14 protein-coding genes and 1 tRNA gene are annotated in these 14495 nt (G+C 60.6%); 1 reads left to right on the top strand and 14 read right to left on the bottom strand.

The window, feature by feature from the left end:
• The 14 genes from nuoG to VFE81_RS21355 form a co-directional block, all read right to left on the bottom strand.
• Positions 1 to 1459, bottom strand: a 1459-nt coding sequence (gene nuoG, locus VFE81_RS21420; protein ID WP_325046512.1) for an NADH-quinone oxidoreductase subunit NuoG, incomplete at its 3' end; no start/stop codon positions are given.
• 111 nt (positions 1460 to 1570) lie between these two features.
• Complete coding sequence (gene nuoF / locus VFE81_RS21415; protein WP_325046511.1) at positions 1571 to 2899, bottom strand: NADH-quinone oxidoreductase subunit NuoF; 1329 nt, start codon at positions 2897 to 2899, stop codon at positions 1571 to 1573.
• Positions 2896 to 3381 carry an NADH-quinone oxidoreductase subunit NuoE gene (nuoE, locus tag VFE81_RS21410; RefSeq protein WP_325046510.1) on the bottom strand — a complete coding sequence of 162 codons (486 nt, stop codon included), beginning with the start codon at positions 3379 to 3381 and terminating at the stop codon, positions 2896 to 2898. The genes nuoF and nuoE overlap by 4 nt, the downstream gene beginning before the upstream one ends.
• A 131-nt stretch (positions 3382 to 3512) precedes the next feature.
• Positions 3513 to 4766 (bottom strand): NADH-quinone oxidoreductase subunit D, encoded by a 1254-nt coding sequence (locus tag VFE81_RS21405; RefSeq protein ID WP_325046509.1) that lies wholly within the window; start codon positions 4764 to 4766, stop codon positions 3513 to 3515.
• Positions 4767 to 4775: 9 nt separating this feature from the next.
• Positions 4776 to 5378 carry an NADH-quinone oxidoreductase subunit C gene (locus VFE81_RS21400; RefSeq protein ID WP_325046508.1) on the bottom strand — a complete coding sequence of 201 codons (603 nt, stop codon included), beginning with the start codon at positions 5376 to 5378 and terminating at the stop codon, positions 4776 to 4778.
• Positions 5379 to 5398: 20 nt separating this feature from the next.
• On the bottom strand, positions 5399 to 5878 hold the full coding sequence (locus VFE81_RS21395; protein WP_006052903.1) for a NuoB/complex I 20 kDa subunit family protein: 480 nt from the start codon (positions 5876 to 5878) through the stop codon (positions 5399 to 5401).
• Between the two features lie 63 nt (positions 5879 to 5941).
• A complete protein-coding gene (locus VFE81_RS21390; RefSeq protein WP_013339872.1) occupies positions 5942 to 6301 on the bottom strand; it encodes an NADH-quinone oxidoreductase subunit A in 360 nt (119 codons plus the stop codon).
• Positions 6302 to 6462: 161 nt separating this feature from the next.
• A tRNA-Leu gene (locus VFE81_RS21385) sits at positions 6463 to 6547 on the bottom strand.
• A 113-nt stretch (positions 6548 to 6660) separates the two neighbouring features.
• Positions 6661 to 7038, bottom strand: coding sequence for a preprotein translocase subunit SecG (gene secG / locus VFE81_RS21380; protein WP_325046507.1), 378 nt, complete (start codon positions 7036 to 7038; stop codon positions 6661 to 6663).
• 82 nt (positions 7039 to 7120) lie between these two features.
• Entirely contained in the window at positions 7121 to 7900 is a 780-nt protein-coding gene (gene tpiA / locus VFE81_RS21375) for a triose-phosphate isomerase (RefSeq protein WP_325046506.1), read from the bottom strand.
• 136 nt (positions 7901 to 8036) lie between these two features.
• Entirely contained in the window at positions 8037 to 9053 is a 1017-nt protein-coding gene (locus VFE81_RS21370; protein ID WP_325046505.1) for an NAD(P)H-quinone oxidoreductase, read from the bottom strand.
• Between the two features lie 219 nt (positions 9054 to 9272).
• Positions 9273 to 11420 carry a polyribonucleotide nucleotidyltransferase gene (gene pnp, locus VFE81_RS21365; protein WP_325046504.1) on the bottom strand — a complete coding sequence of 716 codons (2148 nt, stop codon included), beginning with the start codon at positions 11418 to 11420 and terminating at the stop codon, positions 9273 to 9275.
• Between the two features lie 339 nt (positions 11421 to 11759).
• Positions 11760 to 12032: a 30S ribosomal protein S15 gene (gene rpsO, locus VFE81_RS21360; protein ID WP_011487489.1), complete on the bottom strand. Its 273-nt coding sequence runs from the start codon at positions 12030 to 12032 to the stop codon at positions 11760 to 11762.
• A 202-nt stretch (positions 12033 to 12234) separates the two neighbouring features.
• On the bottom strand, positions 12235 to 13557 hold the full coding sequence (locus tag VFE81_RS21355) for a branched-chain amino acid ABC transporter substrate-binding protein (RefSeq protein WP_325046513.1): 1323 nt from the start codon (positions 13555 to 13557) through the stop codon (positions 12235 to 12237).
• A 184-nt stretch (positions 13558 to 13741) separates the two neighbouring features.
• Between VFE81_RS21355 and VFE81_RS21350 the strand changes: the two genes are divergently transcribed.
• Positions 13742 to 14305, top strand: a complete 564-nt coding sequence (locus VFE81_RS21350) for a hypothetical protein (RefSeq protein WP_325046503.1) — start codon at positions 13742 to 13744, stop codon at positions 14303 to 14305.
• The last annotated feature ends 190 nt before the right edge of the window (positions 14306 to 14495 follow it).

The following is a 14495-nucleotide window of genomic DNA, read 5'->3' as shown; positions in this document are numbered from 1 at the left end:
CGGCGAAATCCGGATGACGGACCGCGCCGTTGCCAAGCAGCACCACACGGCGTTCGCCGGTGGCGAGCGACTTCGCGACTTGTTTGTTGGCATCCGTCGGCTGGGTGCCGGCGAAGGCTTCCGGCAGAGCCACGCCGTTTGCTTCCGAGACCGCACCGGCGATACCGGCCAGTGCGTCGAGCCATGCCGACGGCGCTGCAACCACACGTTGCGCTTGTGGAATCAGCGCGTCGTCATTGGTGGCCTGGACGAGCGTGAGCTTCGTGCCGCTCTTGGCGGCCTGACGCAGACGCGCGGCGAACAGCGGATGATCGCGGCGCAGATCCGAACCGATCACCAGTGCGGCATCGAGGTTCGAGAGGTCGGCGATCGCCGTACCGAGCCATGGCGCACCATTGACCGGTGCGGAGAAATCCGACTGACGCAGACGGAAGTCGACGTTCGGCGTGCCGACCGCTTGTGCCAGTTGCTTCAACAGGAACAGTTCTTCGACGGTGCTGTGGGCGCTACCCAGTGCGGCCAGCGCGTTCGCGCCGTGGTCGCCCTTGATGCCCTTCAGACCCTTGACCACATATTCAAGCGCGGTTTGCCAGTCGGTCTCGACCCACTTGCCGCCTTGCTTGAGCATCGGCTGCGTCAAGCGTTCCGGGCTATTCAGGCTTTCGTACGAGAAGCGATCCTTGTCCGAAATCCAGCATTCGTTGATGGATTCGTTTTCGAACGGCAGAACACGCATCACGCGGTTGTTCTTCACTTGCACCACGAGGTTTGCGCCGACGGAATCGTGCGGGCTCACCGACTTGCGACGCGACAGTTCCCACGTACGGGCGCTGTAGCGGAACGGCTTGCTGGTCAGTGCGCCGACCGGACACAGATCGATCATGTTGCCCGACAGCTCGGAGTCGACCGTCTTGCCGACGAACGACGTGATTTCCGAATGTTCGCCACGACCCAGCATGCCGAGTTCCATCACGCCGGCGACTTCCTGACCGAAGCGGACGCAACGCGTGCAGTGAATGCAGCGCGACATTTCTTCCATCGAGATCAGCGGGCCGACGTTCTTGTGGAACACCACGCGCTTTTCTTCGCTATAGCGCGACGCCGACTTGCCGTAGCCCACGGCCAGATCCTGCAACTGGCACTCACCGCCCTGATCGCAGATCGGGCAATCCAGCGGGTGGTTGATCAGCAGGAATTCCATCACCGCTTGCTGGCCCTTCACCGCCTTATCGGACTTGGTGCGCACGATCATGCCCGCCGACACCGGCGTGGCACATGCAGGCACAGCCTTCGGCATCTTTTCGACGTCGACCAGACACATCCGGCAGTTGGCCGCAATCGACAGCTTCTTGTGATAGCAGAAGTGAGGAATGTACGTGTCGACCTTATGCGCAGCCTGGATCACCATGCTGCCTTCAGGCACCTCTACTTTCTTGCCGTCTATTTCAAGTTCAACCATGATGGTCAATCTTCCTTAACCTGTTACCGCTCAATCGTTCGCCCTGTTCATCGCCCGTTTTCAGGCGACGAATCCCGCGGATGACGTGTTCTGGTGCGCTATTTAGCGTACTTAGGCCGCCACTGTTTCCGACGCCGCTGCTGCACCGGCATGACCGCCGACGAGGCAATGTTTGTGGGCGACGTGATATTCGAATTCGTCCCAGTAGTGCTTGAGCATGCCGCGAACCGGCATGGCCGCTGCATCGCCGAGCGCGCAAATCGTGCGACCCATGATGTTCTCAGCAACCGAGTTCAGCAGATCCAGATCTTCCGGACGGCCGAGCCCATGTTCGATACGATGCACAACGCGATACAGCCAGCCGGTGCCTTCGCGGCACGGCGTGCATTGACCGCACGACTCTTCGTAATAGAAATACGACAGACGCAGAAGCGAACGCACCATGCAGCGCGTCTCGTCCATCACGATGACCGCACCGGAACCGAGCATCGAGCCAGCCTTGGCGATCGAGTCGTAGTCCATGTCGGTCTGCATCATCATTTCGCCCGGGATCACCGGTGCCGACGAACCGCCAGGAATCACGGCCTTGATCTTCTTGCCGCCGCGCATGCCGCCGGCGAGTTCCATCAGCGTCGCGAACGGCGTGCCGAGCGGAATTTCATAGTTGCCCGGACGCTCGACGTCGCCTGCGACCGAGAAGATCTTCGTGCCGCCGTTGTTCGGCTTGCCAATTTCGAGGTAATTCTGCGGACCGATTGCGAGCAGGAACGGCACCGCAGCGAACGTCTCGGTGTTGTTGATCGTGGTCGGCTTGCCATAGACGCCGAAGCTCGCCGGGAACGGCGGCTTGAAGCGCGGCTGGCCTTTCTTGCCTTCGAGCGATTCGAGCAACGCGGTTTCTTCGCCGCAAATGTAGGCGCCGTAACCGTGGTGCGCATGCAGTTCGAACGAGAAGCCCGAACCCATGATGTTGTCGCCGAGGAACCCGGCGCGACGGGCTTCGTCCAACGCTTCTTCAAAGCGTTTGTAGACTTCCCAGATTTCGCCGTGGATATAGTTGTAGCCGACCGTGATGCCCATCGCGTACGCGCCGATGGCCATGCCTTCAATCAGCGAGTGCGGATTGAAACGCAGGATGTCGCGGTCTTTGAACGTACCCGGTTCGCCTTCGTCCGAATTGCAGACGAGGTACTTCTGCCCCGGGAATTGACGCGGCATGAAGCTCCACTTCAGGCCGGTCGGAAAACCCGCGCCGCCACGGCCGCGCAGACCCGACGCCTTGACGTCGGCGATCACCTGCTCGGGCGGAATCTTTTCTTCAAGAATGCGGCGCAGCTGGGCGTAACCGCCGCGCGCCACATAGTCTTCGAGATGCCAGTTGTCGCCATTCAGGCCGGCGAGAATCAGCGGTTTGATGTGACGATCGTGTAAAGACGTCATTTCGAAAGTTCCTCGAGCAGCTGGTCGATCTTCGCGCGGCTCATGAAGCTGCACATGCGATGGTTGTTCACCAGCATCACCGGCGCATCTCCGCACGAGCCCATGCATTCACCTTCTTTCAAGGTGAACTTGCCGTCAGCCGTGGTTTCGCCGAAGTCGATGCCGAGCTTCTGCTTCAGATATTCAGCAGCGCTGTCGGAGCCGCCGTCCGGGCCGAGCTGGCACGGCAGGTTCGTGCAGAGCGTGATCTTGTACTTGCCGACCGGCGAGGTCTCGTACATCGTGTAGAAGGTAGCCACCTCCTGCACGGCGACCGCCGGCATGCCGAGATAGTCCGCAACGAACTGCATGAGTTCGGGCGACAGCCAACCATGCTCTTCCTGAGCAGTGGTCAACGCCGACATCACGGCGGATTGTTTCTGATCGGCGGGATACTTCGCGATCGCACGATCGATTTCTTTCAGGCCTTCAGCTGAGATCATTTTCAGACACGACTCTTTCAATTCCTACCGAACGAAAACCCGTCGCTTACATCATGCTGCGACAGACCCGGCGTTCCTGTGCTTGACGCGTGCTTCGGTGCAAGCTGAAGACGCGCGCTGATGAATACGTCCTAGCGATCCACTTCGCCGAACACGATGTCCTGCGTACCGATGATCGTCACAGCGTCGGCGATCATGTGTCCACGCGCCATTTCATCGAGCGTGGACAGATGCGCATAGCCCGGCGCGCGAATCTTCAGGCGATACGGCTTGTTCGCGCCGTCCGAGATCAGGTAAATACCGAACTCGCCCTTCGGATGTTCGACGGCCGCATACGCTTCGCCTTCCGGTACGTGGAAGCCTTCCGTGAAGAGCTTGAAGTGGTGAATCAGCTCTTCCATGTTCGACTTCATGCCAACACGCGACGGCGGCGCAACCTTGTGATTGTCGACCATCACCGGACCCGGATTCTTACGCAACCACTCAATGCACTGTTTCACAATCCGCGTGGACTGGCGCATTTCTTCGACGCGAACAAGATAACGGTCATAACAATCGCCATTAACGCCGACCGGAATGTCGAAATCCATCTTGTCGTAGACTTCGTACGGCTGTTTCTTGCGCAGATCCCATTCGATACCCGAACCGCGCAACATCGCACCGGTCATACCGAGGTTCAGCGCCCGCTCCGGGGTGACCACGCCGATACCGACCAGACGTTGCTTCCAGATCCGGTTGTCGGTGAGCAGCGTTTCGTATTCGTCGACGCACTTCGGGAAACGCGTGAAGAAATCGTCGATGAAGTCGAGCAGCGAACCTTGACGGTTCTCGTTCATCCTCGACAAGGCCTTCGCATTGCGAATCTTCGACGCCTTGTATTGCGGCATTGCGTCAGGCAGATCGCGATAGACACCGCCCGGACGGTAGTACGCTGCGTGCATCCGGGCGCCGGACACTGCTTCGTACACGTCCATCAGGTCTTCGCGCTCACGGAACGCATACAGGAACACCGCCATCGCGCCGACGTCCAGCGCGTGTGCGCCGATCCACATCAGGTGGTTCAGCACGCGCGTGACTTCGTCGAACATCACTCGGATGTACTGTGCGCGAATCGGCACTTCGATGCCGAGCAGCTTTTCGATCGCCATCACGTAGCCGTGCTCGTTGACCATCATCGACACGTAGTCGAGGCGGTCCATATACGGCACGGACTGGATGAAGGTTTTGGTTTCCGCGAGTTTTTCAGTCGCGCGATGAAGCAGACCGATGTGCGGATCGGCGCGCTGGATGACTTCGCCGTCGAGTTCGAGCACGAGGCGCAGCACACCGTGCGCTGCCGGATGCTGAGGGCCGAAGTTGAGCGTGTAGTTCTTGATCTCTGCCATGGCGTTCTCTTAGTGTTTCAGACCGCCATAGCGATCCTCGCGGATCACGCGCGGCGTGATTTCCCGCGGCTCGATCGTCACAGGCTGATAGACGACGCGCTTCTCTTCGGGGTCGTAACGCATTTCGACGTAGCCGGAGACAGGAAAATCTTTACGGAACGGGTGACCAATGAAACCGTAGTCGGTCAGGATGCGGCGCAGGTCCGGGTGACCCTCGAAGACGATGCCGTACAGGTCGAATGCTTCGCGCTCGTACCAGTTGGCCGAACTCCAGATATCGACGACCGATGCAACGATCGGCACTTCGTCGTCCGGAGCGAACACGCGCAGGCGCAGACGCCAGTTGTTCTGCACGGACAACAAATGCAGCACGGCCGCGAAACGCGGGCCGTCGTATGCGCCGTCGGCGTAAGTCTGATAGTCGACGCCGCACAGATCCATCATCTGCTCGAAGCCGAGCGAGCGATCGTCGCGCAGACGCGTTGCAACGTGGATGTAATCGCTCGCCTTCACGACGATCGTCAACTCACCGATTGCTTCGGTGGTGCTCAGCAGGAGGCCGCCAAAGGCCGCCTCGAGGTTCGCTTTCAGGGTCTCGAGTTTGCTTGCCATATTGTGGGGGAGGCGTTGCCTTATTGACGGGCGATTGTATTGGTGCGGCGGATCTTGGCCTGCAACTGGATCACGCCATACACCAGCGCTTCCGCAGTAGGCGGGCAACCCGGCACGTAGACGTCGACCGGTACGATCCGATCGCAGCCGCGCACTACCGAATAAGAATAGTGGTAATAACCACCGCCGTTCGCGCACGAGCCCATCGAAATCACCCAGCGCGGCTCAGCCATCTGGTCGTAGACCTTGCGCAGAGCCGGCGCCATCTTGTTGCACAGCGTGCCGGCGACGATCATCACGTCCGACTGACGCGGACTCGGACGAAACACCACGCCGAAACGGTCAAGGTCATAACGGGCAGCGCCCGCATGCATCATCTCGACCGCACAGCACGCGAGACCGAACGTCATCGGCCACAACGAGCCGGTGCGCGTCCAGTTGATCAGTTTGTCTGCCGTAGTGGTGACAAACCCTTCCTTCAAGACCCCTTCGATACTCATTTGCTTTCCACTCCAGACGGGGCGGCAAGCCTTGGCCACCCACGCAAACCGGCGATTAATCCATCATTCCCAGTCGAGGCCGCCTTTCTTCCAGATATAGGCAAAGCCCAACAGGAATTCGAGCAGGAAAATCATCATCGCCATGAAGCCAGGCCAGCCGATGTCGCGCAGGGCCACACCCCACGGGAACAGGAACGCGGTTTCAAGGTCGAAAATGATGAAGAGAATGGCGACGAGGTAGTAGCGCACATCGAACTTCATGCGCGCATCTTCGAATGCTTCGAAGCCGCACTCGTATGGTGCGTTTTTCTCGGTATCGGGCTTATTGGGACCGAGGATCTTGCCAATGCTGACCAGTGCTACGCCTAAACCGGTGCCCACAACGAGGAACAACAAGACGGGGAAATAGGCTGCGAGGTTCAAGACTATCCTCTATCGGTTGGTTCTGAATGCCGCCAAGAGCATAGCACTCCTGACGCGAAATCACTTCGGCAACGCACATGCCGCAAGCTCAACGCAAGCCGCGCGCCAGAAGTGAAAATGCCAGCCGAAGCGAAGCAAGCGGCTGGCATTTAGATAACATTTGGTGCCGACGGCGAGACTCGAACTCGCACAGCTTTCGCCACTACCCCCTCAAGATAGCGTGTCTACCAATTTCACCACGTCGGCACTATATGCAATCCGGGAAAACAACTTATAAAACCCGCGAATCGCTTCAAGACTTAGATTGTAACTGGTCTAAACAGTTTGTTCAACGCACAAAAGCACTTTGAACGAAAAATTTATTTCGGCACATCTGTCGCGGGGACTGATGCTGCGGAGGCCGGCAATACTGCCGAACCGGCCGCCGGAGCGGACGCAGCGGAAGCCGCAATCGGAGCAGTGACAGCCGCGCCCAGCAGGCCTGCGGACGGTTTTGCACGATACGCACCGAGGTAGGTGAGCGTCAATGTTGTTACAAAAAACACGGCTGCGAGCACGGCCGTGGTACGCGACAAAAAGTTTGCCGAACCGGTCGCGCCGAACAGGCTGCCCGATGCGCCGCTACCAAAAGCAGCGCCCATATCGGCGCCTTTGCCGTGTTGCAGCAACACAAGGCCGATGACCCCGAGTGCCGACAACAGCTGAACGACGATAATCAATGTTTTCAAATACAGCATCACACTCACCTGAGTCTTTATTTAACCGCGCCACACAAAGTGTGCCGCGCGGGATTAGGTCATCCTCGCCGAGGCGCCCTGCTTAACTGGCGACGCTGATCGCGCCGGCCGCCTTGCAGATCGCCAGGAAATCCTGGTCTTTCAACGACGCGCCGCCGATCAGGCCACCGTCGATATCCGGCTGGCGGAACAATTCTTCCGCGTTCTCCGGCTTCACGCTGCCGCCATACAACACCAGCACATCCGCTACCGCCGCGCCCTTTGCCGCAAGACGCGAACGCAGGAACGCATGCACCGCTTGCGCCTGGTCCGACGTGGCACTCTTACCCGTGCCAATCGCCCAAACCGGCTCGTACGCGACAACGATACGCGCCGCCTCTTCAGCCGACAATTTCGCCAGCACTTCATCCAATTGCGTGCCGACCACCTGTTCGGTCAAGTCGGCTTCACGCTCCTCGAGCGTTTCGCCGACACACACGATCGGGGTCAAACCCGCTTCCAGCGCACGCTGCGTCTTCACCGCAACCAACTCTGCGCTTTCACGGTGGTAGGCACGGCGCTCCGAGTGCCCAACGATCGCAAGCGTGGCGCCGAAATCCACTACCATCTGCGCCGCTACTTCGCCGGTATAGGCCCCATGCGTGAACGCGGAGACATCCTGCACGCCCCACACGACCTTGCCACCTTCCAGCAACGATTGAGTCTGCGCGAGATAAGGGCACGGCACACAGACACCGACGCGTACATCCGCCGGCAATTCGCCCGCGCCTTGCGCCACCGCCTGCAACAGCGCGGCGTTCTCGGCAAGGCGCCCGTGCATCTTCCAGTTACCGACTACCAGCTTGGCTCGTTGTTTCGACATCGTCTCGTCTTGTCTTGGCGGCGGGCCTGGTTTGCGCCTAAAAGCCCGCCTTTCGGATTCATGCGGCGTGCGCAAAACGCGCAATTTTACTGCGTGGGGTGGATCGGGTCAAACCGACCGTGTCAAACCGACCGTGTCAAGCGCCCTGACCCCAAGTCAGCACGATCTTGCCAATGTGCGTGCTGCTTTCCATCAGCGCGTGCGCTTCGGCGGCCTGCGCGGCCGGAAACACACGGTGCACCACCGGCTTGATGCGGCCATCTTCGAGGTGTGGCCACACGCGCTCTTTCAATTGCGCGGCGATCTTCGCCTTGAACTCGATCGGCCGCGGACGCAACGTCGACCCCGTCACCGTCAAACGGCGGCGCAGCACCTCGTTCAGATTCAGCTCCGCCTTCGCGCCGCCCAGCAACGCGATCAGCACGATGCGCCCGCCGTCGGCCAATGCCGTCAGCTCACGCGGCACATAACTGCCCGCCACCATGTCGAGGACGACATCAACGCCGCGATCGTTCGTCAGCGACTTGACGACCTCGACGAAATCCTCAGTCTTGTAGTTGATCGCACGTTCCGCGCCGAGCGCTTCACAGGCGCGGCACTTTTCGTCCGACCCCGCCGTGGCGAACACGCGAAAGCCCAGCGCATGCGCGATCTGGATCGCCGTCACGCCAATGCCGCTCGAGCCGCCTTGCACCAGCAACGCCTCGTTCGGCGCGCCTTCGCCCTTGCCGAGTTGCGCACGGTCGAACACATTGCTCCACACCGTGAAGAACGTTTCCGGCAGCGAAGCCGCCTCGACGTCCGACAAACCACCAGGCACCGGCAGGCACTGCAACAGCGGCGCGGTCGCATACTCCGCGTAACCACCACCTGCAAGCAATGCACACACGCGGTCACCCACTTTCAGACCGAACGGATTGTTCTTCTCGTCGATAGCGCCGCCGACGATCTCACCCGCCACCTCCAGCCCCGGCAGATCCGACGCACCCGGTGGCGGCGCATAGCCGCCTTTGCGCTGGAATACGTCGGGACGGTTGATGCCGGATGCCGCCACCTTGATCAGTACCTCGCCCGCTTTCGGCTGCGGCATCGGCCGCTCCGCCAGCTTCAGGACTTCAGGCGCACCGAATTCGGTGATTTCGATCGCTTTCATCTGCGTCAACTCCAAGAGTGGATTGCGTTGCCTACCGGTACGAAGCGGCGAAAATCGTCTGAACTGCGACGAAGCGCTTCACGCAAACAGAGTACCCGCTTGTGCCGGTTTTCACCTGCTTGCACCTGCCATGCCTGCTTGCAACGCAATCCATCCTGCACCCTTCATGAAAAACGGCCGGCGCGCATTCGCGCTGCCGGCCGTCGCCCTGCTACCGCATTACTGCGGCGTCGGTTCGCCTTGCGGCGCGCCGTTCGAGGCGTCGTTCAGCAACGCCTTGGCCGACAAACGCACTCGGCCCTTTTCGTCCGTCTGGATGACCTTGACCTTCACTTGCTGGCCGTCCTTCAGGTAGTCGTTGATGTCCTTGATACGCTCGTTGGCGATTTCGGAGATGTGCAACAGACCGTCCTTACCCGGCAGAATGTTGACGATCGCGCCGAAGTCGAGCAGCTTGAGCACGGTGCCTTCATACACCTGGCCCACTTCGACTTCCAGCGTGATGTTCTCGATACGCTTCTTCGCTTCGGCCATCCCTTCGCTGCTGGTGCTGGCGATGGTGACGACGCCGTCGTCCGAAATATCGATCGTCGTGCCGGTTTCTTCGGTCAGCGCGCGGATCACCGAACCACCCTTGCCGATCACGTCGCGAATCTTTTCCGGATTGATCTTGATGGTGATCATGCGCGGTGCGTAGTCCGACAGCACCGTGTTCGCGCCCGACACAGCCGAAGTCATCTTGCCGAGGATGTGCATACGGCCTTCCTTCGCTTGCGCGAGGGCGACCTGCATGATTTCCTTGGTGATGCCCTGGATCTTGATGTCCATCTGCAGCGCAGTCACGCCTTGCTCCGTACCCGCCACCTTGAAGTCCATGTCGCCGAGGTGATCTTCGTCGCCGAGGATGTCGGTCAGCACGGCAAACTTGTTGCCTTCCAGGATCAGGCCCATCGCGATGCCGGCGACGTGCGCCTTCATCGGCACACCGGCGTCCATCAGCGCGAGGCAGCCGCCGCACACCGAAGCCATCGACGACGAACCGTTCGATTCCGTGATTTCCGACACGACGCGGATCGAGTAGCCGAATTCGTCGGCGCTCGGCAGGCACGCAGCCAGCGCGCGCTTCGCGAGACGGCCGTGACCGATTTCACGGCGCTTCGGCGAACCGACGCGGCCCGTTTCACCGGTCGCGAACGGAGGCATGTTGTAGTGGAGCATGAAGCGTTCGCGGTACTCGCCTTCGAGCGCGTCGATGTTCTGCTCGTCGCCCTTCGTACCCAGCGTTGCGACCACCATTGCCTGCGTTTCGCCACGCGTGAACAAGGCCGAGCCGTGCGTACGCGGCAGCACGCCGGTACGGATTTCGATCGGACGCACCGTGCGCGTGTCGCGGCCGTCGATACGCGGCTCGCCGTCCAGGATCTGCGTACGAACGATCTTTGCTTCGATGTCGAACAGCACATTGCCGACGCTGGCCTTGTCCGCTGCAACCGTACCGGCTGCCACTGCTTCTTCTTCCAGCTTGGCCGACGTCGCTGCGTAGACTTCCTTCAGCTTGGCCGAACGCGCTTGCTTGTCGCGGATCTGATAAGCGGCGAGCAGATCGGCTTGCGCCAGTTCCGACACGCGTGCAATCAGCGGCTCGTTCTTGACGGCCGGCTTCCAGTCCCATTCCGGCTTGCCGCCTTCGCGAACCAGTTCGTGGATCACGTCGATCGCGACCTGCATTTGTTCGTGGCCGAACACCACTGCGCCGAGCATCACTTCTTCGGTCAGTTGTTGCGCTTCCGATTCCACCATCAGCACTGCGCGTTCCGTACCGGCGACGATCAGGTCAAGTGCCGATTCCTTCATCTGCGGACGCGTCGGGTTCAACACGTATTCGTTGTTGATGTAGGCCACGCGTGCTGCGCCGACCGGGCCGTTGAACGGCAGGCCGGAAATAGCGAGCGCCGCCGACGCGCCGATCAGCGCGGGGATGTCAGCGGGGATTTCGGGGTTCAGCGACAGGACGTGAATCACGACCTGGACTTCGTTGTAGAAGCCTTCCGGGAACAGCGGACGCAGCGGACGGTCGATCAGGCGCGAGGTCAGCGTTTCGCCTTCCGACGGGCGGCCTTCACGGCGGAAGAAACCACCGGGGATCTTGCCTGCAGCGTAGGTCTTTTCGAGGTAATCGACGGTCAGCGGGAAGAAGTCCTGGCCCGGCTTGGCGGTCTTGGCGCCGACCACAGTAGCCAGCACAACGGTGTCTTCGATGTCGACGATCACTGCGCCGCTTGCCTGACGAGCGACTTCGCCCGTTTCGAGGCGAACCTTATGTTGGCCCCACTGAAATTCTTTGACGATCTTATTGAACATAGTCATTGCTTTTCCTCTTCGTAATGCCGCGCGGACCAGAAGCGGCGCGGCAACGCCAGGACCGGCGCCGCAGGGAAAGAGTAGTGTTATGCCATTCCAGAGAACCACGCCCTACGTTATGTACGCGCGCGAACCGCTGGAATGACACAAAGCTCTGCCCTGAAGCCCGGCCGTATTTCTGCTTTTTTGCTGCTTTTTCTACTGCTGTTTTCCTGCTAGTCGCCGCATGAATCGTCACGCTACCGCGGCTAACAGGCAGTGCGCATCACATGAAGCGCACCGTGCAAAAACAAAATGCCTGTATCAGCGGAACTGACACAGGCATCTTGCTGAACGACTGGCCGATTACTTACGCAGACCCAGCTTCTCGATCAGTGCGCGGTAACGATCCGCGTCCTTACCCTTCAGGTAGTCGAGCAGCTTGCGACGGCGGCTCACCATGCGCAGCAGACCGCGGCGGCTGTGGTGATCTTTCGTGTGGGCCTTGAAGTGAACGGTCAGTTCGTTGATGCGGGTCGTGAGCAGCGCGACCTGAACTTCGGGGGAGCCGGTGTCGTTAGCTGCGCGTGCGAATTGCGCAACGACTTCGGACTTCTTGCTTGTTTCAACTGCGGACATGTCGATTTCCTTGAGAACTAGACAGGCGGTCACGGAAGAAAGGCCGTGCCGTGGATTACCCCGTATGCGCATTCGCATTACAAATTACAACCATGCGACATGCCTCACAACGGGACGCGTATTGTAGCACAGCCCAATCCGGCCGCGAACCCCGCTGTACCGGGCGGGATCGTGACCAGCTTGCGTTTGCCCGGTGCCCGCTCTACGGCCGCTTCATCTTGCACACGGTCGGCGGCACAGTACGCTCGGGCGGCAAAGCCAGCACCGTGCGGAAACCGTAGCCGGAACCTTCGTTGTCGAACTTGACACCCGGCGTGCCGGCCTTGTCCATTTCCATTACGTAAAGGGGCTGGATCAATTGATGATCATCGGCCCGCATCCACGAGGCGTGAAAGCCGTTGTCGAACCTGATCCCCTCCAGAGCCCGGGCGACGGCCGTCGGGGCGGCACTGCCGGCGCGGTTCATCGCCGCGGCGAGGGTTTCGATCATCAACGGCATGCGGAGCACCAGGTAGTCGTCCTGGGCAGCCGGGAAACGGGCGCGGAAGGCTGCGTACCACGCATCGGAGGCCGCGCCGCCGGCGTTCGGGTGCCAATCGGCTACCGCGATCACGTGTTTGACGCCGGCATCGCCCAACGCGGCAGGCGCGCCGAGACTGTTGCCGTAGAACGAGTAAAACCTGGTGTCCAGGCCCTGCTCTCGCGCCGCCTTGACCAGAAGCGTCAGGTCGTTGCCCCAGTTGCCGGTGATGACCGCGTCCGCGCCGCTCGCGCGGATCTTCGCGATGTACGGCGCGAAGTCCTTCACGCGGCCAATCGGATGAAATTCGTCGCCGACGACCGCGATATCCGGACGCTTTGTCGCGAGCGTCGAGCGCGCGAGACTGCTGACGTCGTGGCCGAAGCTATAGTCCTGGTTCAGCAGATAAACCTTCTTCACCGCTTTGTCGCGCTGGATCACGTCAGCCAGCGCATCCATGCGCATGCCCGCGTGCGCGTCGAAGCGAAAGTGCCAGAAGCTGCAATTGGCGTTGGTCAGGGCGGGATCGTCAGCAGAATAATTGAGGAACAATTCGCGATTAGCCGGCTCGCGGCCGTTCTGTTTCTCGATCGCGCCGATCAGCGCGGCCGCCACCGCCGAACTGTTGCCCTGCATGATGTAACCGATGTGCCGGTCCGCGGCGGCGCGCAATTGCACCAACGCCTCTTCTGTACTGCCCTTGCTGTCGAGCACGACCAGTTCGAGCGGATGCGCCCCGTCGGCGAGCTTCACGCCGCCTTGCGCATTTACCTGTTCGACACCGAAGCGCAGATTGCGCTCCACTGCCGCGCCCGCGTTCGCGAACGGACCGGACATACCCTCGATCAACGCGAGCTGGATCGGCGTACCGGTGGGCTTATTCACCGGTTTGCTCGCCGGACCAGACGTCGTTTCGCCCGCGGCGTAAGCCACCGCGGCCGTCGAAATCGCCGCCAGCGCCACAACTGCCGCTGCTGCCACCCGTTGCCACTTCGCCATCGTCATTGCCCCGCTTGGTTCGTCGAAGCGCGGATCATAGGGCGTTCCAGACGGAATAAGCAAGCCGGCGAATCCGTTACTGTCCTTCCAGCGACGCCGCGCACGAAGCGCAAATCTTTTGCTGCCGCCCGTGTCAAAATAATGCGTCTCGATGATAAAAACCGCTATTCAAATGCCATCGGAGGAATTCATGTTCAACCGCCACCCATCCACGGCGGCCTCGATCGAAGCGCCGTCCGCCGCACGCCTGCGCCGCGCGGCGCTCATCTGCATGAGCGCGCTTACGCTCACCGTGGCGCTCGCCGGCTGCGTACAGCCATGGCAGCAATACAGCCAAGGCGCGGACGAATCGACCATCATCGCCCGCCTCGGCGCACCGCGTGAAAGCTACGACCTGCCCAACGGCGGCAAGCGGCTGATGTGGCCGACCCAGCCGATGGGCGAGACCACCACCGCCGCCGACATCGACGCATCCGGCAAGATCGTCACCGTGCGCCAGGTGCTTCAGCCCAACGAGTTCTACCGGGCGGAAATCGGCAAGTGGACGAAGAGCGACGTACTGGTGAACTTCGGCCGCCCCGTCGAAACCTCGTACTTCCCGTTGATGAAGCGCGAGGTCTGGACGTATCGCTATCTGGAAGACAATGTCTGGTACATGATGTACAGCTTTTATTTCGACGATCAGGGCATTGTGCGGCTCACGCAGAAAACCCCTGATCCGCTGCACGATCCGGATCGCCGCAGCCTGTTCTGAGCGCCCGCTCGAACCCATTGCGCATAGGTATGCGAAGCCGCCTCTTCAGGCGGCTTCAGACTGCTGACCAACCCCACGTTTTTCGGAGCGTGGGGTTTTATTTTTCAGGCCAGGCAGATCGTGCGATGGGCCTCCCCAGATCGGGCGAAGCGGGCCAGAAACGCGCTGGCGAGCCTGTGCAGGACGCCAG

The organism is Paraburkholderia sp., assembly GCF_035656215.1.
Taxonomy (GTDB): domain Bacteria; phylum Pseudomonadota; class Gammaproteobacteria; order Burkholderiales; family Burkholderiaceae; genus Paraburkholderia.
This window is presented reverse-complemented; position numbering and strand designations above follow the sequence as displayed.